Source organism: Shewanella sp. YLB-07 (assembly GCF_009377275.1).
The window spans coordinates 51955-74902 of sequence record NZ_VOQB01000020.1; the positions used below are offsets into that span (position 1 = coordinate 51955).

Consider the following 22948-nt stretch of genomic DNA (forward strand, 5'->3'; position numbering starts at 1 on the left):
AAGCCTGTTCGCTGGCGCTCTCGAAGTGAGCGTGCGAACGCTCTAGCACTCTAAACTTATCTTCTATATCCCGTACTTATCACGATAAGCACTCACCGAGGCCAACTGCACTTCCATGCCCGGCTTTTCAGACAAGTAGTTGATCAGATCGCCCAGCTTGATGATTGAGATGATCTCACAGCCAAAGTCACGTTCAACTTCCTGAATAGCAGAGAGCTCACCCTTACCTTTCTCTTGACGATCCAGAGCAATAAGCACGCCCGCTAGCGAAGCGTCATGAGCCTGAATGATCTCCATCGACTCACGAATCGCGGTGCCAGCGGTGATCACATCATCGACTAGCATGACACGACCTTTTAGCTCGCTACCGACTAGGCTGCCACCTTCACCGTGCTGTTTCTTCTCTTTACGGTTAAAGCAATATGGCATATCGATATCATGATGCTCACATAGGGCTACTGCCGTCGTGGTCGCAATTGGGATCCCTTTATAAGCAGGACCGAAAAGCAGATCATGCTCTATGCCAGAGTCGACCAAAGCAGTCGCGTAAAAACGCCCCAGACGGGCTAGATCGCGTCCGGTATTAAACAGACCAGCATTGAAAAAATAGGGACTGATACGGCCGGATTTAAGCGTAAACTCGCCAAATCTCAACACCTGACGCTCTAGGGCAAACTCGATAAACTCACGCTGATAGGCTTTCACAATCTCTCCTCAATTTAACTCTTTTAATATTTGTTTGAGCAACACATTCTTATTCAAAAAAGGACCCATTTGGGTCCTTTTTAACTTTAATTCAATGACGCTTTCTGTACATCGACTATTTCACGAATACCGTGCTTAGCCAGTTCTAACATACTAAGCAACTCTTCATGACTAAATGGCTCACCTTCGGCAGTCCCCTGAATCTCAATCATCTGACCGGTTTCGGTCATGACCACATTCATATCCGTTTCAGCTTCACTGTCTTCGATATATTCAAGATCGCAGATTGGCTCACCTTTATAGATACCAACACTTACCGCAGCGATAAGAAACTTTAGCGGGTTGGTTTTCAAGATACCCTTACCACGCGCCCAATTAAGCGCATCGACCAAGGCTACACAGGCGCCGGTGATAGCCGCAGTACGTGTGCCGCCATCGGCCTGAATCACGTCACAATCGATAACTATGGTGTTTTCGCCTAAGGCTTTCATATCCACGGCTGCACGTAGTGAGCGACCGATAAGACGCTGGATCTCTTGAGTACGACCAGATTGCTTACCACGGGCCGCCTCACGGTTCATGCGAGTATGAGTCGAGCGAGGCAACATGCCATATTCAGCCGTAACCCAACCTTGGCCTTTTCCTTTAAGAAAACGAGGAACACCCACTTCGAAGCTAGCCGTACAAAGTACTTTTGTCTCGCCGAACTCGACTAAAACAGAGCCTTCAGCGTGAGCTGTAAACTGACGAGTGATCGTCACTGGGCGAGATTGAGCTGGCGTTCTGTCACTAGGGCGCATAGATAATTCCTGTATTCATGGATCGATTGGCGATTTTTACTGCATTATTTTCGGTCAATAGTATAAGGGCATGTGGCCACGGATGCCATGTTATTTAGCCCAACAAAGTAAAGCTGCGCTGCTTTGCTTTGACCATTACAGCCATAGGTCTATAATCCCAGATCACTTTCACGGTTAAACAATTGGAAAAACCATGATCCAAAGCATGACAGCCTACGCACGTATCGAACATAAAGCAGACTGGGGCAATGCCTCCTGGGAAATACGCTCAGTCAATCAGCGCTATCTGGAGACTTATCTGCGTCTGCCTGAACATTTCCGTAGCCTAGAGCCAATCTTACGAGACAAATTGCGTAAGCGTTTAAACCGTGGAAAAATCGAAGTTAATCTCAGATACGATCTTGCCGACAACAAGAGCAACGAACTGCAGCTCAACCAAGATCTTGCCAAACAGCTGGTAAACGCAGCCAACTGGGTCAAACAGGAAGCCGGTCAAGGGGAACTCAATCTGGTCGATATCCTTAAATGGCCGGGTGTGATGTCGGGTTCAGAGCAAGATATGGATGCATTAAGCAAGGAGCTATTGGTTGCCTTCGACAGCGCCATCGACCAGTTTATCGAAGCTCGAGGCCGCGAAGGTGCTGCTATAAAGACAATGCTACAAACACGTCTGGACGCCATAGTCGCGCAAGTAGCCGTAGTTCGAGAACATATGCCTACGGTAATGCAATGGCAGCGTGATAAGTTGACTAACCGTTTGGCCGAGATAACCGGAGAACTGGATCCTGCCCGTCTGGAGCAAGAGATGGTTATTCTCGCCCAGAAGATGGATGTCGCAGAAGAGATGGACAGACTCGACGCCCACGTCGCTGAAACTCAACGCATCCTCAAGAAAGGTGGTGCTCAGGGCCGTCGTCTCGACTTTATGATGCAGGAGTTCAACCGCGAGTCGAACACCTTAGCCTCTAAATCTATCAGCAGCGAAATCACTGCTGCCGCAGTAGAGCTTAAAGTGCTAATCGAGCAGATGCGTGAGCAGATCCAGAACGTAGAATAGTCACGTTTAACTGCTAAATTTGGTAAAAGCGACTAGCATAGCCCTTTACTTACAGGGCTTTTTGTTATCTGTGCAAGACATCATCTCAACTAACTAGAATCAACCCATGTCGATAAAAATCAATTCCATCGACACGTAATATTTATATGTCGATGGAATCAACATATAGAAGGGTCATTCCCCCTCCTCCCACTCTTGTTCAGAGGCTGTATTTTTCTCATCATGAGGCTGAACAGTCAATTCAGGGTTCCTAACTTTAATATCTAGCTCAAGATTCAAGGCAGAAAAAATTTTAAACAGCGTTTTCTAATTTAGTAGAATCTGGATTCAGCTCAAAGCTTGAAACCGTATCCTGACGAATGCCTACCTTACTACCCACTTTGCTTTGCGAGAGCTTCATATTAAGCCGTGCATCTTTGAGATACGTACTAAGCTATTTTGAGTTAGTCACCTTCATGATCGTTCTAACCTAATGAGTTACCATCAATATCCCAGCGGGCAATAAGAATGATCGGCAAACTCTAATCCAACGCTAAACATGTATAGATTTCTGCGCTTTTTATACATATGACAAAAACACTCAGACATGTTTACTTTACATGTCGATTGAATAGGCATGAGCTCATACGTTATTGAAAAGTGAATATTTTCACTATTTTCTAATATCCGTTCAATATTCGAAGTATCGGTTTATCTGAGTAAGGGCAAGGAAAGTCGCCAGATTTGATATCCGGAAAATGCTGGTCGCAGATACCACTAGCAAAGCGGTATAGGACATCATCGATAAAGCGGTCAACTGGGATAAACTGGTGTTTCTTACTGCGCTGACCATTGATCTTTCGCGGTTGCTGATTAATAAACATGCTCAGTTCCCACGCCTCCTCGCTGTCAAAATCTCGCGGCTTGTAGTCATCAAACAATGAATGTAAATAGTGCTGAACCTCAGTAATATGGGCGCCTATGCTGGGATCTAAATTACGAAAACAGTGAACCTTAGTTTGTTCAAAGTAATGCTCAATATTATCGAGTACCTGCATACCATGATCATCGTTTCGAATAAACCTATTGGCTCGTAACCAGCCAATGGCATGTAGTTTCCAGTGACTATAAAAATCTTGCTGTAACTGCGCCCAGTCAGGCTTAAGAGGATAGTGAAGCATCATGCAGTAACGGCTATGGGACTCCATAAACACCACTAACCAACTGCCATCATCATAGGGCTGCCACTGACGGCCGGATAAGTGAATAACCTGCCCCTGCCAGCTCACACGATTAGCATTGGTGCTAATCGGCTGCACGCCAGGATTATTGCTATCAGCGTCTGTCATTCGCTCAAGAGGTTGCTTAAGCATTTTACACATGGAATTGGACAGACTTAAAAACAACGCCATCAAGGTCACTCAGATTAACTCGTTAGATGGCCATCATGTTATCACCCTTAATTAGATATACACCTACAGCGTATAAAAAGGAGGTAAATAGAATTTTCCTTATTCATATTTAAGCTAAACTCAGTAATAGTCAAAGTTTTGATTAAGTATTCAGGATGAATAAAAACCTAATTGAGATAGCCTATGACGACAGGGAACACGCGGAAATATTGCTGGAGCAATTATCCCTCCATGACAATCTATGTCTTGTGAAAAAACGCCTTGCCCTAGGTGATTATCAGATAAGTAACTGGCTTATCGAAAGAAAGACACTCCTCGACCTGGTAATTTCTCTTTGTGACGGTAGGCTATTTTCACAGGTAGCAAGATTATCTGCATGCGACCACAATACAGCACTGCTTATAGAAGGTTCATCTCGTGATATTGCATCTTATGATATTACTCGAGAAGCATTGATAGGGGCGCTGTGTTCTATTTCAATCAACTTCAACATGCCTATTTTACGTAGTTTGTCTCAGGCTGAATCAGCTAAAATACTCTACTTTTGCGCCAAACAATTATATAGCAGAGAAACAGAATTAAAACTCAATGGCAGAAAACCTAAACGTAAAAAAAACCGCCAACTTTTCATACTTCAAAGCCTTCCTCAGGTCGGCCCCAAATTAGCAAAACGCCTGTTGAATCACTTTGATAACATCGAGGCCGTATTCATAGCATCAGCAGAAGAGCTCATCAAAGTAGAGGGTATAGGACAAGAGAAAGCGCGAAAAATACGTGACGTATTAACATCATAATCAACAAGCCTCCCAAACACTTTCAACAGTAAGCCGTTTCTTCCTACTGGCAAGCCCATCGAGTACTGGCATTAGACACTCATTGCCGTTTTTTTGCCTATTTACCTCTTAAGCTGAATATCTTATCAATTGAATCTACACTCCTATATCTCGCTATTTAGACTCGAATTTACTATCAACCCAGTCCATAGAGGTTAAGTCGTCATCGGACTAATCCGATCTCAAAACGAGTCAAGTCCACTTCTAAGTATTGGCGCTATCGGCCATCAAGCACTACTTTTAATCTAGCTATCAATTCTAATAAAAAGCCGATCTTTATTCCCACCGGCAACGCGCTCATAACGACGGCTTGTTTAATTACAAGTCATATGAACACACGTCTGATTTCAACGGATATTGACCTATCCCATCTAGATCAATGGAGCGACTTGATGAATATAAAAAAATTACTCTTAATCTCTTTAGCCGGTTCAATCCTCAGTGCCTGTGGCGGCAGTGACAACGACAGCAATCCCGACCCCACCATTCCCGAACCTGCCGCTATAACTAAAACCGGTAAAGTTGCAGATGGATATTTAGTGGGTGCCACGGTTTGTTTAGACCTGAACCTTAATAAAACCTGTGACCCAGATGAACCCAGCACGACGAGCACTGCCGGGGGAGATTTCACGATTACCGGGGCAACACAAGAGCAGATAGACAACTTCCCCTTGCTGGTTGAAGTCACAGTAGGTGTCGTCGACGAAGATACCGGAGAGGCAATTACACAGCCCTATACCATGTCAGCCCCTGTAGGATATGAATTCGTCAGTCCTTTGACCACTATGGTACAAAATGAAGTCGAACAAGGCAGTGAGCTTAGTGATGCAGAATCAAGCCTGCAGAGTCTTCTGGGAACTAGCCTAGATCTCACCCAAGATTATGTTGCCCAACAGCTCAACGATGAACTTGGAAGCGATGAGCAAGCAGAATATGAACGCTTACACCATATCGCACAGGTGACCGCCCAGATCATCGCCAACAACTTAGCAACAATTCAGGATGCTGCCGATACGGCAGAAATTAGCTTAGATGATGTGATCGGTTTAATTGTCGACCAGATCATAGATGCACTAGAAATCATCGTCAATGAAGTTGAATTTGTCGAAGAGCAAGGTGGTGAATTTAATCCGGACGATGTTTTAGACTCAGAAGTGGTCACAGATGCCAGCACTGTACCTACCGAGAATTTAGAAGACCAGGTTGCCATCAGGGATGCTGAAGCAAGTGCTGCCGCAGCCAACCTAACTGAATTAGTATCCACCGATGGTATCAATATCTTCGAAGGCGGTTTTCATGGCGATATGATCGATCTCAGATATGCCACTATCTTATATGACTCAGATACACAGACAACTACCGAAACCCGCTTCAAGCTAGTTGAGGGGGTATTTGTAACTGATGATTCCAGCCGGGACAATGAAGATTTAATCCTTACCGAACAAGGCTGGGTTATGGGTAGTGATAACTTTGCCATTGGCGATCTCAACGATGATGGCAGTATCACCTTAGTGAATAATGATCTGCCCATACTCAGCGAAACCCTCACTGCCGAGCAACTTTCTATTGTCAGTCTTAATATAAAACTTTTCCTCGAGGAGAATAATGGCGAACTTTGGCATAAAGCTTTACCTGAAGAAACGACGTTCAGTGAAGGCGCCGAAGCATTCAAACTGAGCTTTAGTAACACCAATGATGTCTACTCTATCTTCAATTGGAATGATTGCGAGCCTGAGCATATGGTCGAAGGCATGTGTAACAGTGTCTGGGCCCATACAGCCGGCAGTGAGATGGATGGACCAGCCATAACCTTGGATAGTTTAGTATCAGCCATAGCCTCAGATGGGATGGTCGAAAATATTGTAGGTCCTCATGTCGCCTGGGATGGCAATCGCTCAGTGATTGCAGAGATGCTTGCTGATGGGACCGCTAACTTCTACAAAATCGAGTGGCAAGCCGAGAGCGACTCTGGAGAAGTTGTCAATATAGCCAGCTTGATTGCAACGAGTAGCTGGCTTGAAGCCACGATACATGGAAAAAGATTATTCCTGTTAACCATGCCGGAGGTTATCCAGGATTTTGGAGACAATGATGACCAGGATGATGTACTGCTACTGGTAGAATATCAAGGCGCTGTTCGTCGAGGTGAATTTGCTGAAGCAGGACAAGAATTTGATGACGATGAGTGGGTCTATAATTTAACCGCCAAGAATGACATTTTGAACAATGTCGATCTCACCTTACTGCAGAATATCACTCCACCTGAGCCGGATCATAGCGATTTTATTTGCCGTGATGGTGATTCTGATTGGGATGAAGTCAACGATCGCCCTAAAGAGGGAACCACTCGATCTTTTGCAGAATATTTGGCTCTCGTCGCTAACTGCCGCGATGGTGAAGCACTCTCCTTTGCCACCGATGTCATAGCCAATCATAGATTAAAAAGTTATGACTCAGACGGCAATATAGAAACTATTTTTGTGTTCAATGCCGATGGCACAGGTAGCATAACTGAACACGACGCCGAGCCTCCCATGGTTGAAAATTTCCATTGGGACGTCAATGCTTCTGGAGAGCTCATCATAGAGATGGGGAATTCGGCTGGGACCAATGATGTGAGAGCCGTGATCAGTTTAATCAGACAAGATGGCAACCACTATTCGATTAAAGGCTTTGTCGAAGATATAGCCTGGTCACCTATGGATGGTACTGCCGGAGAAGTCTGGAGTGAGAAATTAACCTTGTTTCCACTCGAACAACCCACTAACAACATTGCTGTCTGCACCCAGGGGGACTCAGACTGGAACGATGCAAGCGATCAACCCGCACTAGATACATTACGCTCTATGGCTGAATATGAAGAGTTTGTCGCAGCCTGTCGTGAAGGAGAGGCCTTATCCTTTGTCGCGGATGTACTAGCCGACCACAGACTAAAAAGTTTCAATGAAAACGGGGTTATTGAAACCACATTAGCGTTTAACGCTAATGGCACAGGCTTGTTAACAGACCATGAAGATGGGCAAGCCGTAGTGGAAGAGTTTGATTGGGTGGTGAATGCCAACGGTCAAATTATCATTGAAATAGCAAACTCCCAAGGCACTAACGACCTAAGAGCTGTTATCAGCTTAATCATGCAAGATGGTGATCACTTCTCGGTTAAGGGCTTTACCGAAGATATCGAATGGTCACCTATGGACGGCACCGCTGGCGAAGTATGGAGTGGAAAACTACAGCTATTCACCCTTTAATTGACTAAGAGACTAGTTCAAAGAATTCAACAATCTTTACAGACTAAGTTTAGAACCGAATCACTATGATTCGGTTCTTTTTTGCGTAGACAAAAATACAGCTTACCTGTAATGATTAGCCAGACATCGAATTAAATCATTTATAGAGAAACCTATGTGCGGCAGACTCAATTTTATCGACGATCTTTTTATGCGAACACTCATGCATGATTTGTCTATCGCGAATCCAAATGAGATGCAATTTAGCCGATTCAAGATGCCCACCAATGACATTAGCATAGTGCGTGAAATTGATGGGATCAGGCGGTTGCAAACAGCTACCTGGTGGCTATTACAAGAAACAACCTATGACAGTTTCAAACCTAGCTCATTCACCTCTTTTAATACTCGCTATGACAAGCTGAATCAGCAAGGTTCCGCAGGCTACCTCCCCTACAGAGAAAGCAGATGTGTTGTCTTAGCAAAGGGGTTTGGTGAGACAGAGAAGCAAGGGACGAGTACAAAATATTATGATTTTATCGCCCAAGATTCGGCGCTGACATTAGGGGCTCTTTATCGTGAATGGCACCACCCCAAGACCGGAGAATATCGCGTATCCTGTTCGATAATAACTAACCCGCCCCATCCGGATATGATGCCATATCACAGTAAGGCCAGCCCACTCATATTACCCCAAGGCTCTCACCTGCTCGATGCTTGGCTCGACAATGACAATCATCAAACGGATATGTTTTCAGAATTACTCAAACCTGCATTGAGGCATGATTTTCTGGTACAAGAGATACAGAAACCGAGCAGCTATAACAAGATGGGCGAAGCCATGCTACTCCGCCCCAATGACACATTTGCCACATAAACTAAGACTCAATTAAAATAAGTCTTAAGCCTGACTTCCTGCTCAAGCAGGCTCTTGTATAGGGTGAATTGATTCGCCGCACGCTCTAAATTATGATTCTCATGGTGTATATGAAAATAAATATCACCATTAAGGTGATCGGTCAGGAAGCGCACCCCTATCATCAGACAGATCACCCTGGCACCCAGCCATAAACTGGCTTTCTCATCTTGAGTCAGCACAGTTTCGAGTTCACTCAAATAACCACGGCAGATAGCGGCAAAGATAGATTCGCGGACATGAACATTCTCAAGAGATGTCGAGTCTTCCTCTTCTGGCGAGGTAAAGGTTCTCACCATGTCACCGAAGTCATACATGAGATGTCCCTTCATGCAGGTATCAAGATCTATGATAGCTAAACTGCTCATATCACGCTTATCGTAGAGCATATTGTTGATTTTAGTGTCGTTATGACATATTCGAAGAGGTAATATTGGCGAAACTTCGGCAAGTTCTTGCAAAATATCTTGCTGAGAAAATACGAAGTCAACCCAATCACAACAGGTTTCTAATCTATTATGCTGATCACTTTTTACCGCCGCTTTAAGCTGGTCTATGCGCCCGGGAAGGTGATGAAACTGGGGAATAACATCCTCAAGCTGAGTCGCATCAAGATCGCTTAATGCCGATGAGAAATGTCCGAATGCCTTGGCGGCTGAAAAGGCTTCATCTTCAGAACTCACCACATCTATGCTGTGGCTATGGGGAAGATAGTTAATGGCACGCCAGAAACCTTGTTCACCGAGATCGACAGCCAGCAGACCTTTATCGGTACGTACAGGCTTAACAACTTTAAGCGAATAGTCACTGCTCTTACGCTTTCTTGCTAAGTGTTCAGAAATTTTATAAGCATTTTCGACCAAGGCGTTCGGTGTCTTAAATACCTGAGTATTGATCCCCTGAAGAACGAGCTCACCATCACTCCAACGGACTAGGAAAGTATCATTTATATGACCATTCCCCAGAGGGGAAACTTTGGCATCGCTGGTCCGAATACCAAAATAGGGCAGCACAGACTGCCTGACAAAATCGATCACTCAATAACTCCATTTCTCTTATTATGTAAAACTCCTGAGAGTTTTTCTTTCACCCAGGCTACATCCTGAGGGTAAGTTACCCCGAACCAAGCTTCTTGTGCCATCGCCACTCGGATCCGCTTGCTTGACTTGCTATCACGCTCTGCATCTTGATGATGGATGGCATGCATACTCTGCTGCACGACGGCTGGCAGATAACACTCAGATTTAGCCTCCGAACCATGCTCTAAGATGAATCGATTTAGCTCAGACTCTATAATGGAAAATATATCTACAGAAAATCCCCAGCAGGTCATGGAGACAGGTGAAGCACTGTCTAGCGCTCGACGCTTCCCATCAAATTCGCCCGTTAAACCCTGATGTTCCCGGCGAATATCGGTCCACTCGGCCACCCCGGTTAAGCTCCCCAGCTCTACCCGGCATACGCCACGATTAACTCCACCATGATCGGACAGAGTCAGATGCAGTGGATAGGCCACCAGCATCCAATCATTGGGCGCAGCTCTCAAACCTTTGGCAAGCAGCTTAAATGCACTATCGCCATAATAATCATCGGCATTGATGACCGCCATTAGGCCTTTAACCTGATGGCGGGCAGTCCAAAGTGCATGGGCCGTCCCCCAAGGTTTTAACCTGTGGTTTAAATCCTGGGCCTTGGCTAATGCGGCATCAGGCAGATCATTCATCCGCTGATAACAGAAGCTATACTCGAAACTTGATGACACTCTTGGCTTGATGCGCTCTTCAAATAAACGCTCAAGTTGAGCCTCAAGCTCGGGCCGAATCACTAAGACGACTCGGGTAAATCCAGCCTGAAAGGCAGATAGAGTCGACAACTCCAGCATGGTCTCGCCATTAGGACCTAAGCTAGCTAGCTGCTTATCGCCACCGAATCGGCTGCCAAGCCCTGCCGCCATAATGACCAAGGTCAGAGGCGCATCGTCATCACTCATTAATTCAACTGCCATATACGAAATTTCTAGATATTAAAATACAAGTATACTGTAAACCCAGCTCAGCCAAGCAGTCTAAAGTCTAAGTGACATTTATTCCAGCTATAAATAGGGGATAAATGCGGCGTTTTTAGCCAGTGCGGACTGACTCCCCTTGAGGCTGAAATCATAGCCGCATAACTTGATGCTGCCACGCATTGCGATGTCCGAGATTATACCTTGAGTATCTAACGGCGAAAAACGCGCCTCGATAGACGTATCAGGCATATATTCCACCAGCATAGGTCGATAATTACTGCCATCGTTAAAACTCAAATTGGCACAGCTGCTGTCACCCTGTGCAGATGCAAGGGACCAGATCTCACCTTCTGCACGCCTCTCTCCTAACCAGCGAATGATCAGCACATCATTTTCCAGCAGCACGCTAAATCCGTCTGGGATTTTTGCTTCTCCTCTAACTGGCACTGGTACCTGTTTTGATCTTTCTTGAACAAGCTCGCTCGCGACTTGGTTATCAGAAGATAATGCCTCCAACAGGCCTCCTATAAGCACTAAAACACCCAGACCGGCTACGACACCTAACAATAATTTTTTATTCAGTTTGGCCCAATTAGTCCACTGCTTAAGTGCCATCGAGTCCGAAAATTTCTGAGGAGAAGATGCCTTCCATTGCTGATCATCCTCTTCACTCACGCCTTCATATGCATGAGGCTCTTCAGCGTCATACTCATCTAAATCTGCAACGCCCACATGACCACCTAAGCTAGGTTCTACCCTTCTGCGATTAGCGCTAGATCCAGTTGTGACTGCCGGGCCCACATAACCTTGATGATAAAATGTAGCCTTGCCAACGGGGGCGAGCCGGGCAAAAAACAGACTGAGTAAAACAGCGATAACAAGAATAACGACTGCTAGCGCCAGGCTAGCGGCATAGACGAGTGTCATTGAAAACAGCAATAGGGGGATTAAAATCAGGCAGGCATACCAAGTTGGTCGCGCCGCATCACGCATCCTCCTATAGGCACTCAAGCCAAGAACCGGAGCGAGTAAACAGCCTAACACTAAGAGGGCAGCACTTTGACCAAGGAGCACAAAACCAAGTGCTAAGATAAAATACACAGAGGCACTAATTACCGCAAATCTGGCACCGTTATCTCGGCCCTTGAAGCAAAAAAGTGATTGATATTGCATGAAAAAACACCTAATAAAATTAAATACTCTCACCTCAATGAGTTAAGAGTAAAAATGAAACGGCCAATAGGCCTCACATCCCTTAGGCACAATACACCTAAAATGGTCAAATTAACCGTATACAGACTAACCAATTTATTACTCAAAGTCAGTGCCAGCTTGAATAAAGCGAGTAAAGTGGCATTAAACTTGTTTCACTTATGAGTTCGCTCAAAAAAACGTTCAACGGTTTCAGATTAAACTGCCACTGGCGTCACAGGTACAGTCGAGCGTATAATGTACGGCTTCCCGATGCTCGGGAACCACATTTCGTTTTACATTTTTGGATGCTTACCCCATGACCGCACGCGGAAATCTATTTATCGTATCGGCGCCCAGCGGCGCAGGTAAATCCTCTCTCATTTCGGCATTGCTACAAGATAAGCCCGCCGATAAACAAGTTTCTGTGTCGCATACGACCCGCAAACCTCGTCCGGGTGAGGTCAATGGACAGCACTATCATTTCGTGACAACTGAAGAATTTAAATCCTTGATCGCCAAAAATGCTTTTTTCGAATGGGCCGAGGTGTTTGGCAACTACTACGGCACATCACGACAAGTGATCGAGCAAACCTTAACCGATGGCATAGATGTCTTTCTCGATATCGACTGGCAAGGGGCACAACAGGTCAAGAAAGTGATGTCCGAAGCCATTGGAATATTTATTCTTCCCCCCTCAAGAGCCGAATTAGAAAAACGCCTAACGGGTCGTGGCCAAGATAGCAACGAAGTCATCGCCGGCCGTATGGCTCAAGCTGCATCAGAGATATCTCATTATCGCGAATATGACTTCATCATCATTAATGATGACTTCGACACAGCTTTAGCCGACTTAGTCGCAATTATCCGCAGTCAACGCCTAACAGGTGCTGGCCAAATTCATGCACAAAATGATATGATTAAAGATCTGTTGGCAGACTAGCCGCCATCATGTACAATTTTGCGTCATTTTTTCATCCTAACACTGGAGTTCCACACATGGCTCGCGTAACTGTAGAAGACGCCGTAAACCAAATCGGCAACCGTTTTGATATGATCCTGGTTGCAGCGCGTCGTGCTCGCCAAATCGCTGTGCAGGGTAAAGACCCTATGGTTGAAGAAGAGAACGACAAGCCTACGGTTATCGCCCTGCGCGAAATCGAATTAGGTCTAGTAACAGCTGACACTTTGGATGCCGATGAGCGCCAAACTGTTCGTGAACGTGAAGCAGCAGAAATTGCTGCTGTTGCTGCGATTGCCGAAGGTCGCAACAACATAATATAAGGAGTACAACCACTTGTATCTGTTTGAAGGTCTCAAAGAGTCTGCATCAAGTTATTTAGAACCTGATCAGGTAGCATTACTCAAGCAGGCCTATCAGGTGGCGCGTGATGCCCATGAAGGTCAAATGCGCACAAGTGGTGAACCCTATATCACCCACCCGGTTGCGGTCGCCCGCATCCTGGCCGATATGCGTCTCGATCATGAGACGCTTATGGCCGCCCTCCTGCATGACACCATCGAAGATACCCCGGTCACCAAAGATGAATTGGCTGAAATTTTCAGTGAATCAATCGCCGAACTGGTCGAAGGCGTCTCCAAACTCGATAAGCTAAAATTTCGCGATAAGAAAGAGGCACAAGCCGAAAACTTCCGCAAGATGATGATGGCCATGACTCAAGATATCCGAGTTATCCTCATCAAGTTAGCCGACCGAACTCACAATATGCGCACCCTAGGAGCCTTAAGGCCCGATAAGCGTCGCCGTATTGCGCGGGAAACTCTGGAAATTTATGCTCCTATAGCCAATCGTCTCGGTATCCATAATATCAAGATAGAGCTGGAAGACTTAGGCTTCCAGGCATACTACCCTATGCGCTATCGCGTATTGAAAGAGGTAGTAAAAGCCGCTCGAGGTAACCGCAAAGAGTTAATCCAAAGCATAGAAGCCGCGGTACGTACTCGCCTCGAAGATACCAAGATCCCAGGTACCGTCAACGGTCGCGAGAAAAACCTCTACTCCATCTACAATAAGATGCGGAATAAAGAGCTTCAATTTCAGGAAGTCATGGATATCTATGCTTTTCGCATCGTCGTCGATTCCATAGATACCTGCTACCGAGTCATGGGTGCCATGCATGGCCTTTACAAGCCTCGCCCGGGCCGTTTCAAAGATTATATCGCCATTCCAAAGGCCAATGGCTATCAGTCATTGCATACCTCGCTATTTGGCCCACATGGTGTACCGGTCGAAATACAAATACGTACCGAAGATATGGATCAGATGGCGGATAAAGGAGTTGCTGCTCACTGGATCTATAAGAAAGGCAACTCGGCGCAGCCAGGCACGACGAGCCAAGTTCGTGCCCGCAAGTGGATGCAGAGTCTGCTCGAACTGCAGCAGAGCGCCAGCACCTCATTCGAATTTGTGGAAAATTTCAAGACCGAGCTCTTCCCGGAAGAGATCTACGTATTTACCCCTGAAGGTCGTATCCTCGAGCTTCCTGTTGGGGCTACCCCGGTCGATTTTGCCTATGAAGTTCATACCGATGTGGGTAACACCTGTGTCGGCGCTCGCGTTAACCGTCAAGCCTACCCCTTGAGTCAGCCGCTGATCTCGGGGCAGACGATCGAGATCATCACCGCCAAAGGTGCGAGGCCAAATGCGGCCTGGCTAAACTTCGTGGTGACCGGCAAGGCACGCGCTAAGATCCGTCAGCTACTCAAGAGCCTCACCGAAGACGGCGCGATTATCTTAGGTAAACGTCTACTCAATCATGCATTAGGCGAAACCAAATTAGACTCGATCGATCCACAGCAGATCGATAAAGTCGTAAACGACACTAAACATAATACCTTAGATGAATTGCTGGCCGATATCGGCCTGGGCAATGCGATGAGCATAGTGATCGCGCAGAGGTTAGTGGGCGATAAAGTCGTACCTCAGGAACATAATGATTCCCACATGATGCCTATTCGTGGCGCCGAGGGCATGCTTGTCACCTTCGCCAACTGTTGTCGCCCCATTCCGGGTGATGCGGTTATTGCCCACGTAAGTCCTGGAAAAGGCCTGGTCGTTCATATGGAAAGCTGTGCCAATATCCGTGGCTATCAAGGTGAACCAGACAAATATATCCCGGTTCAATGGGATAATGCCGAAGGCGTCGAGTTCCAGGCGAATCTGCGGGTAGAGATAGTGAATCACCAAGGTGCACTAGCCAAGATCACCTCAATTGTCGCCGGAGAAGGTGCCAATATTCACAGCCTGAGTACCGAAGAGCGTGATGGAAGAGTCTTCCTGATCAACCTGCGAATCTCAGTAAGAGACCGAATTCATCTAGCAAACGTGATGCGACGTATCAGGGTTCTGCCCGAAGTACTCAGAACATCCCGTAATCGATAGTTAACTCATCAAGACTAATTAGAGAGAGCGTTATGGCAGAAAAGATCATCATAGCAACCGATAAAGCACCACAGGCGATCGGCACTTATTCTCAGGCTGTTAAAGTGGGTAGCACAGTCTACCTTTCTGGTCAGATCCCATTAGATCCAAAGACTATGCAGATGGTTAGCGATGAATTTGAAGCTCAAGTCGTGCAAGTCTTCGACAACCTGACTGCGGTCTGTGAAGCGGCCGGTGGCTCTCTGAGTGATATCGTAAAACTTAATATTTTCATGACAGATCTGAGCAACTTCGCCACGGTCAACGAGATCATGGAACGTTATTTCTCTCAGCCTTACCCGGCTCGTGCGGCTATCGGGGTGAAACAGCTACCGAAAGACTCACTTGTGGAGATGGATGGAGTAATGGAAGTTTAATCCCTTTCTATTCTCGATCAGGGCGCTTCGGCGCCCTTTTGTTTTCCTTGCATAAATGCAGCTACAGATTTAAGAAGTAACACCATGAGCCCAGAACGTTTAGCACGTATCAATGAAATGTTGGATAACCGTCAGCCAGATCTCACCCTATGTTTAGATAAGGTTCATAAGACCAACAACATAGCAGCCGTGATCCGCACCGCAGATGCCGTAGGTATTCATCAAATTCATGCGGTATGGCCAGATATAGAGATGCGTGTCTCAGGTAATACCGCTTCCGGTAGCCAACAATGGGTGAAAACGATTAAGCACTATCATATGCATGATGCCGAAGCTGCGTTTCGCGCTCAGGGCATGCAAATATTAGCCACCAACTTCTCGGAAGATGCCGTCGATTTTCGTGACATAGATTATACCCGCCCCACCGCCATCATCTTAGGCAATGAACATGATGGTGTGAGCCCCGAAGGCATAGCGGCAGCGGATCAGCATATTATTATTCCCATGATAGGCATGGTGCAATCACTCAATGTCTCGGTAGCATCTGCACTCATCATGTATGAGGCCCAGCGCCAACGACAAGCCGCTGGCATGTACGGCAGTCGCAAGCTAGATGATGACTACTGTCAGATAAAGCTATTTGAACAAGGCCACCCCATCTACGCCAAGGCTTGCAAACGCAAGAACATTCCCTACCCAGGCGTCAATGATCTAGGAGAAATTGTCGCCGATGACATCTGGTGGACAAAAATGCGCTCTCCCGAATTCCACGCGGTATAGTGACTCAAGCTAGTTCACCCAGCATAGCTATTCGCGCTAGTTCATCCAGCTCTCTGGGCTGTTCTAGACTAAAAATTTGGTCTACTTGTCGGATAACAAGTTAGTTAAATATCTTTAGGGGTTAGGTTCATTTGGCGGTTTTGGTATTTGGTTAATTTTTTGGCTAACTAAGCTTCAATTTAATCTATAGCCTGCGGCTCGCTAAATGTGCAAACACTTCTGTGACTCGCCGCAAGCACTCTGACCTCCATGGACGGAGGAAATGCCAAATTTTGTATGGAACAAAATTGGCCCTGTGGGCTCTGCCGTTTCAAACAACTTCCATGTTTAAAGGCCACCTCTCGTTCGAAGAGCTTCACTAAGTGAAGCCTCACCCTGTCACGGAAGGTCACAGCCGCGTTTACACCTGAGTATTTATTTCTTCGATTTGAGTTCTACTGGCTTGTGACTCACTTCAGGACAGAAAGGTTAGTTATGACTTTCCAAGATAAGGAAAGATAAATTCACTAACCTCTTTAGAAGCAACACCAATATCGACTTTTATGCCTTCCTTTTCTAGCGTTTGAATACCCTTTCCATTATTCCTAAGATCAGGGTCTAAAATGGCAACTACAACTCTCTTAATACCTGATTTTACAAGAGTAGAAGCGCATGCGGGAGTTCTACCAACAAATGAGCAAGGTTCAAGAGTAACGTATGCAGTCACTCGCTCCATAGAGCCATCATAAACACTGAGAGCTTCGATCTCAGCATGGTTGTCACCAATTTTCTGTGTATAACCTTCGGCAATTATTTGTTCATCGAGAACTAGCACGCAGCCTACAGGGGGGTTAGGTTGGCATTCAGGCAAAGCTGTCCGAGATATCTTCAATGCTCGAAGCATAAATTTCTTATCTAGATCCATCTTAATAATCCTTTTAAACTTTTGCCATACATTAACAAATGTATGGCAAAAGTGATGTAGAAAGATAATCTTACTGGCGAAGATAACAAGGAAAGGGGCTGACATGAGTTACGAAACCTAGTAATGAAGCTAAATCGAAGAGACCCCATTCTTGTAGAGCAGCCAGGTGTAGATGCGGCTGCGAGCTTCGATTTCAGGGATGAAATCGCAGAGCGTATAGGGATATATTCACAGCGTCTCGCAGAAGTAGCTGCACTTAAGCACGCTGCAGGCGTTAGGTTACAATGAAGAATCGACCTTCAAACTACTACTCAATACCAACTCAGCCAGAAGCTAAAACAGAAAATGTCATCAGCCTTCATTCCAAGGCTAGCCCGATTTTGTATCGATTCATCTCACAGTTATTCAAACCATTTGTCATAGATCACAATTTTCGCCATACTCAAATTAATACCAACAGCAAACACAAGCCTTATAAAAACAAATGTTTGCCGATTGGAATGGAATTAACAATCACAAGTATGGAGTTGCCGATGGAATCACAGATCAAAACACCTGTAGAGATGCTCGACCACTGGGTCGACACACTCGGTGACTCGACCTACCTGAGACAACCGATCAATGGTCAATACCAAGATTTTAGCTGGCGCGAAGTACAGCAGAAGATGCAGCAGCTCGCCGGTGCGCTGAGACACTTAGGCCTAAAACCAGGTGATAAAATCGCCGTGCTCTCTAAAAACTGTGCCGAATGGTTTATCACCGATCTTGCCCTGATGCATGGCGGCTATATCAGTGTGCCCATCTACCCAACTGCCAACGCAGATACCATACGTTACGTGTTGGAGCACAGCGAAGCCAAGGCAATCATTATTGGTAAGCTAGATTACTGGGCCGACCAGGAAGCTGGGGTTGGCGGTGATATCTTAAGAATGGCCATGCCCTACGACACTATGCCGGCTCAATATAAGTGGGAAGGCTTACTTCAACTTGGTGAGCCCCTGTTAGATGCCCCATTTGCCACCCCAGAGCAGATAATGACGTTGATCTATACTTCAGGTTCCACCGGCAAGCCTAAGGGGGCTATTCAGACCTTCGCCAGCTATGCTTGGACCTGTAAGGCGGTGGTAAGAGATCTTAAGACAGGTGTCGACGACAGATTAATCTCTTACCTGCCTCTGGCCCACATCACCGAACGTGTGGCGATGGAAGGCTCCTCATTCTATTCCGGCAGCAGCGTCGCCTTCGTCGAGAGTCTGGATAGTTTCGTTACCGATGTTCAACGTGCCAGACCTACGGTATTTTTCTCAGTCCCCAGACTCTGGAGCCTGTTCCAACAAAATATTATCGGCAAGATAGGCAACAGTAAGCTGAACTTCCTCCTGAAAATTCCTATTATTAACGGCATCATTAAGAAGAAGATCCATTCAGGCTTAGGCCTGGAACATTGTCGCCTGCTGGGATCGGGCTCAGCGCCTATTCCACCATCACTCATACACTGGTATCACAGCATAGGTCTCAATATCAGTGAAGCCTGGGGAATGACAGAAAATAGCGCCTACTCCATTATCAACTATCCCTTCGATGCCAGAAAAATAGGCACAGTCGGCCGCGCCGTCGAAGGTTGTCAACTCAAACAAACCGACAGCGGCGAGCTCTTGGTTAAAAGCCCGGGCTTGATGACTGGTTACTATAAGCAAGATGAGCTGACCGCCGCCTCATTCGATGAAGAAGGCTACTTTCTTACCGGGGATCTCTGCTCCATCGACAGCGATGGCTGCGTGTCAATTACCGGTAGAGTCAAAGATAACTTTAAGACTTCTAAGGGTAAATATGTTGCCCCCGTGCCCATCGAGCGTAAGCTGGCACAAGATCCCCATATTGAACTGCTTTGTGTCATAGGTTCAGGCCTGCCCCACCCGATTGCCTTGGTGCAACTATCTGAAGGCGCCTCCCTGCAACCAAGAGAAGAGGTTCGTAGCTCACTTAAGGCAACGCTGGACACTATCAACCCCAATCTTGAATCCCATGAGACTGTAGATGCCATCATAGTCGTCAAGGATGCCTGGGATGTCGATAACGATGTGCTGACTCCGACACTGAAAATTAAGCGTCATGTACTGGAAAAAAGATTCACTGACAGGGTCGACGGCATACGTGGCGGCAAGATACGCTGGGAAGATGAAATAGACTAACTCTGACCATTTTCACTGCTTAATACAAAATAATAGAGAAGCACGCGTCCAGCGTGCTTTTACATTTAAGGTCCCAATCTGAAACCTATAGAAACATTAATGACATAATATGACGTTAATGTTTGCCTTATGGTGAAAAAACTTTAAGCTAGCTAATCGAAAATTTACCACAGGATAATTGGAACTAAGATGTTAATCGCTCTCTATATCATAGGTGGCTTCGTGATCCTCACCTTAGGTGCCGAAGCTTTAGTGCGGGGCGCCAGCGCTATCGCCCTCAGACTAGGTATTGCACCTCTGATTATCGGCCTTACCATAGTCGCCTTCGGTACCAGTGCCCCCGAACTAGCTGTAAGTTTAAAATCTGCCCTGGCTGGCAATAGCGGCATAGCCTTAGGTAATGTCATCGGCTCTAACATCGCCAACATAGGACTCATCTTGGCAATCACTGCCCTTATACGTCCAATCCAGGTGAAGTCACAGATGGTCAAGCGTGATATCCCCATCATGATCGCTGCCTCTATGCTCTTCTGGGGCTTACTCGTCGATGGCGAGCTCAGCTTCTGGGATGGCGCCCTGCTCTTCAGCTTATTAGTCGGCTATCTCAGCTTCAGCTATATCAGCTCACGCAATGGTGGTGACAGCGAAGAGATAGATGATAGCCCACAAAAACCTATGCTTTCTGTGTTGTTTATTATCATAGGGATCGCCATGCTCGTCAGCGGCGGAATACTCTTCGTCGATGGTGCTGTCGATCTCGCCAGGACATTTGGGATCAGTGAAGTCATCATAGGGTTAACCATAGTCGCCATAGGCACCAGCATGCCTGAGCTAGTCACTTCTATTGTGGCCGCGCGTAAAGGAGAGAGTGACATAGCCATAGGTAACATAGTCGGATCTAATCTGTTCAATATATTGGGTATCTTAGGTGTAACCGCTCTGGTTCATCCTATTGCCTCCGCCGGTATTCAAGACTTCGATTTTATCGTCATGTTGGCGCTATCCCTGCTTTTGCTGCCCTTCGCCTGGACAGGATTCAGAATAGGCCGCCGCGAAGGTGCCATACTGCTAATCGCTTACCTCAGCTATATGGGCTATCTAATCGTTCAAGCCTCAGCCTAATATTCAACTCATCTATACCCTGAGAATAAGATCATGATGACAATTGTCATCATGATCTTATGACTTTTGTGCCTGCAAGTTACCTGCAATCTCTCTGATACTAGTCCTGTACCCAATACAGGGACTTTATTCATTCTCAAGGAGATCATCATGAAAACTATCTTACTATTAGGCAGCCTTAGCGGCATGTTGGCACTCTGTAGCCAAATGGTTATGGCCACCGATATCGAACAGATCGATGTCGCAGCTAACAGGATGAATCTAGAGCAGCTACAAACCTTAAGTCAGCAAAGCCAAGATTATGTTCAAGCATATGCAAATTACCGCCTCGCTATCAGCGCCAACGTACTCGGCCAACCAGTACTTGCTAGTACAGCATTAAACAGTGCTCAATCAGGTCTTGAAGCATTAAATCAAGTCTCATCCAATGCTGAAAACCTCGCCCTGCTTGCATCCGTTTACGGCATGCAGATAGGCTTCAACCCAATGAAAGCCAGTGTCTATGGTGCTAAAGTTGGCCTAGCACTTTCCCAAGCTCAAACACTAGAGCCCGATAACCCTAGAGTGGTGCTCACCGAAGCAATATCGACCTTTAATACGCCGGCAGCCTATGGTGGCAGCATGGAAAATGCTATTAGCTTAAGCAGTAAGGCTATTGATCTCTTTGCGAATCCTTGCGATAACATCTGTTGGGGTCACGCCGAGGCGTATACTTGGCGAGGGCTGGCAAAACAGAGTAGCGGAGATAGACAAGGTGCGATAGACGATTGGCACGAAGCGGTTAATGTACAGCCTGATTACGGCTGGGCTCACTTCTTACTCAAGCAAGACAAGAATGCAAGTCAGTAACCCAAATAAAGCTGCTTAGTGATGAGCTGAGCGGCCTTATCTCAAAGGAAAGAGTTATGAATAACCTTAATGCTATCGTCGATTCAGAGAAGCGTTCACCAGAGGATAAACTCGCCTGGGTTTATCTGGTAAACCTAGTCTTCTATCTAATCCCTCTGTTCATAGGTGACAAGCCTATATGGCAAATAGCCATAAGCCTGCTAACTCTGGTCCCCTTCATTTATTGTTATTTCCGGGCATATCGTAGCCCGAAAGATAAAGCTATCTATCCCATTCTAGCCATGATAATTCTGGGCATAGCGATTACTCCGATCAATACCGGCTCCCTTTCTCTATTCACATTCGCCGGCTTCTTCATCGGTTTCTACTATTCACTGAGAACGGCTTTTATCAGTCTGATAGGCTTTGTGGCACTGCTTGCTACGCTCACATTTTTACTGGAAATAAATCATTATTACTTTATCAGTTACGGTGGACTACTGATCGCCGGAGTGGGCTTATTCGGCGTCGCCGAGCAAAAGCGTGTCGAAGCTCATTGTCGAGCACAAAAGAGTAAAGCCGAAATCAGTCAGCTGGCCACCATGTTGGAGCGAGAGCGTATCGCAAGAGATCTCCATGACATCATGGGTCACAACCTATCCAGCATCTCCTTGAAGGCAGAGTTGGCCGCAAAGCTCTTAGACAAAAATCAGATTGAGCAAGCCAAGGTGCAGCTAAGAGAACTAAACGAAATAGCCAGAGATAGCTTGAGTCAGGTACGGCAAACCGTCTCAGGCTACAAACATAAAGGCTTGAGTTCCAGCGTAATGCACCTCTGCCAAACTTTGCGAGACAAGGGATTAAGTGTGAGTCTGGAGGGAGATATTCCCCAGCTCAATTCTAAACTTGAAACTCAAGTTATTTTAAGTCTCACAGAGCTTTGCAATAATGTGATCTGCCATAGTCGGGCCGATCATTGCAGCCTTACTTTTGACAGATCTGCAGACCAGCTCACCATAAGCATCACAGATAACGGTAAAGCAGCAAAAATTGTCGAAGGTAATGGTTTGAAAGGCATAAGAGAGCGCTTGAAAGACGTTCAGGGGAAGTTAGATTACATGGTGGATCAGCAAAGTAGATTCACCATCACGCTCCCACCTCAGCAAGCATCATAA

At 46.1% G+C, this 22948-nt stretch carries 21 protein-coding genes and 1 pseudogene; 14 read left to right on the forward strand and 8 right to left on the reverse strand.

Translation table 11 applies throughout. The annotated features are described in order from the left end of the window. Nucleotides 1-63: 63 nt before the first annotated feature. Nucleotides 64-705, reverse strand: coding sequence for an orotate phosphoribosyltransferase (gene pyrE, locus FS373_RS28750; RefSeq protein WP_144048441.1), 642 nt, complete (start codon nt 703-705; stop codon nt 64-66). Between the two features lie 86 nt (nt 706-791). After that, nucleotides 792-1505 (reverse strand): ribonuclease PH, encoded by a 714-nt coding sequence (gene rph, locus FS373_RS28755; RefSeq protein WP_144048442.1) that lies wholly within the window; start codon nt 1503-1505, stop codon nt 792-794. Nucleotides 1506-1698: 193 nt separating this feature from the next. On the opposite strand from rph, the gene FS373_RS28760 reads away from it, so the two are divergent. Further along, nucleotides 1699-2562, forward strand: coding sequence for a YicC/YloC family endoribonuclease (locus FS373_RS28760; RefSeq protein ID WP_144048443.1), 864 nt, complete (start codon nt 1699-1701; stop codon nt 2560-2562). Nucleotides 2563-2736: 174 nt separating this feature from the next. Here FS373_RS28760 and FS373_RS28765 read toward each other — a convergent pair. Beyond that, nucleotides 2737-2962 (reverse strand): annotated as a pseudogene (locus FS373_RS28765) (helix-turn-helix domain-containing protein). Nucleotides 2963-3221: 259 nt separating this feature from the next. Beyond that, nucleotides 3222-3914: an amino acid adenylation gene (locus FS373_RS28770; RefSeq protein ID WP_227993381.1), complete on the reverse strand. Its 693-nt coding sequence runs from the start codon at nt 3912-3914 to the stop codon at nt 3222-3224. A 194-nt stretch (nt 3915-4108) separates the two neighbouring features. Between FS373_RS28770 and FS373_RS28775 the strand changes: the two genes are divergently transcribed. From FS373_RS28775 to FS373_RS28785, 3 genes are all read left to right on the forward strand, one after another. Continuing rightward, nucleotides 4109-4747: an ERCC4 domain-containing protein gene (locus FS373_RS28775; protein WP_152831188.1), complete on the forward strand. Its 639-nt coding sequence runs from the start codon at nt 4109-4111 to the stop codon at nt 4745-4747. Nucleotides 4748-5178: 431 nt separating this feature from the next. Further along, nucleotides 5179-8034, forward strand: a complete 2856-nt coding sequence (locus FS373_RS28780) for a hypothetical protein (protein WP_152831190.1) — start codon at nt 5179-5181, stop codon at nt 8032-8034. Between the two features lie 154 nt (nt 8035-8188). Then, nucleotides 8189-8890 (forward strand): SOS response-associated peptidase family protein, encoded by a 702-nt coding sequence (locus FS373_RS28785; RefSeq protein ID WP_152831191.1) that lies wholly within the window; start codon nt 8189-8191, stop codon nt 8888-8890. Between the two features lie 8 nt (nt 8891-8898). Here FS373_RS28785 and FS373_RS28790 read toward each other — a convergent pair whose 3' ends face one another. The 3 genes from FS373_RS28790 to FS373_RS28800 all read right to left on the reverse strand — a co-directional run bounded on the left by FS373_RS28790 (nt 8899) and on the right by FS373_RS28800 (nt 12110). Further along, a complete protein-coding gene (locus tag FS373_RS28790; RefSeq protein ID WP_185976918.1) occupies nt 8899-9966 on the reverse strand; it encodes a phosphotransferase enzyme family protein in 1068 nt (355 codons plus the stop codon). Then, a complete protein-coding gene (locus tag FS373_RS28795; protein WP_407695619.1) occupies nt 9963-10934 on the reverse strand; it encodes an NTP transferase domain-containing protein in 972 nt (323 codons plus the stop codon). The genes FS373_RS28790 and FS373_RS28795 overlap by 4 nt, the downstream gene beginning before the upstream one ends. Before the next feature lie 87 nt (nt 10935-11021). After that, nucleotides 11022-12110 (reverse strand): DUF805 domain-containing protein, encoded by a 1089-nt coding sequence (locus FS373_RS28800; protein ID WP_144048446.1) that lies wholly within the window; start codon nt 12108-12110, stop codon nt 11022-11024. A 337-nt stretch (nt 12111-12447) separates the two neighbouring features. On the opposite strand from FS373_RS28800, the gene gmk reads away from it, so the two are divergent. The 5 genes from gmk to trmH all read left to right on the forward strand — a co-directional run bounded on the left by gmk (nt 12448) and on the right by trmH (nt 16727). Further along, nucleotides 12448-13071 (forward strand): guanylate kinase, encoded by a 624-nt coding sequence (gene gmk / locus FS373_RS28805; protein WP_152831193.1) that lies wholly within the window; start codon nt 12448-12450, stop codon nt 13069-13071. 56 nt (nt 13072-13127) lie between these two features. Beyond that, nucleotides 13128-13412, forward strand: coding sequence for a DNA-directed RNA polymerase subunit omega (gene rpoZ, locus FS373_RS28810; protein WP_144048447.1), 285 nt, complete (start codon nt 13128-13130; stop codon nt 13410-13412). A gap of 13 nt (nt 13413-13425) precedes the next feature. Next, the gene (gene spoT / locus FS373_RS28815) at nt 13426-15531 is read left to right on the forward strand and encodes a bifunctional GTP diphosphokinase/guanosine-3',5'-bis pyrophosphate 3'-pyrophosphohydrolase (protein WP_152831195.1); all 2106 of its coding nucleotides are present in this window, start codon (nt 13426-13428) and stop codon (nt 15529-15531) included. A 32-nt stretch (nt 15532-15563) separates the two neighbouring features. Next, entirely contained in the window at nt 15564-15947 is a 384-nt protein-coding gene (locus FS373_RS28820) for a RidA family protein (protein WP_144048449.1), read from the forward strand. A gap of 84 nt (nt 15948-16031) precedes the next feature. After that, the gene (gene trmH, locus FS373_RS28825; RefSeq protein ID WP_152831197.1) at nt 16032-16727 is read left to right on the forward strand and encodes a tRNA (guanosine(18)-2'-O)-methyltransferase TrmH; all 696 of its coding nucleotides are present in this window, start codon (nt 16032-16034) and stop codon (nt 16725-16727) included. A 472-nt stretch (nt 16728-17199) separates the two neighbouring features. Here the strand turns inward: trmH and FS373_RS28830 are convergent, their stop codons facing one another. After that, the gene (locus FS373_RS28830; RefSeq protein WP_152831199.1) at nt 17200-17631 is read right to left on the reverse strand and encodes a bifunctional diaminohydroxyphosphoribosylaminopyrimidine deaminase/5-amino-6-(5-phosphoribosylamino)uracil reductase RibD; all 432 of its coding nucleotides are present in this window, start codon (nt 17629-17631) and stop codon (nt 17200-17202) included. Nucleotides 17632-17754: 123 nt separating this feature from the next. On the opposite strand from FS373_RS28830, the gene FS373_RS31720 reads away from it, so the two are divergent. The 5 genes from FS373_RS31720 to FS373_RS28850 all read left to right on the forward strand — a co-directional run bounded on the left by FS373_RS31720 (nt 17755) and on the right by FS373_RS28850 (nt 22948). Then, on the forward strand, nt 17755-17919 hold the full coding sequence (locus tag FS373_RS31720; RefSeq protein ID WP_194165951.1) for a hypothetical protein: 165 nt from the start codon (nt 17755-17757) through the stop codon (nt 17917-17919). Nucleotides 17920-18164: 245 nt separating this feature from the next. Then, entirely contained in the window at nt 18165-19823 is a 1659-nt protein-coding gene (locus FS373_RS28835; RefSeq protein WP_152831201.1) for an AMP-binding protein, read from the forward strand. Between the two features lie 189 nt (nt 19824-20012). Continuing rightward, nucleotides 20013-20945: a calcium/sodium antiporter gene (locus FS373_RS28840; protein ID WP_152831203.1), complete on the forward strand. Its 933-nt coding sequence runs from the start codon at nt 20013-20015 to the stop codon at nt 20943-20945. Nucleotides 20946-21095: 150 nt separating this feature from the next. Next, nucleotides 21096-21794: a tetratricopeptide repeat protein gene (locus FS373_RS28845; protein ID WP_144048453.1), complete on the forward strand. Its 699-nt coding sequence runs from the start codon at nt 21096-21098 to the stop codon at nt 21792-21794. A gap of 56 nt (nt 21795-21850) precedes the next feature. Further along, nucleotides 21851-22948, forward strand: coding sequence for a sensor histidine kinase (locus FS373_RS28850; protein ID WP_152831205.1), 1098 nt, complete (start codon nt 21851-21853; stop codon nt 22946-22948).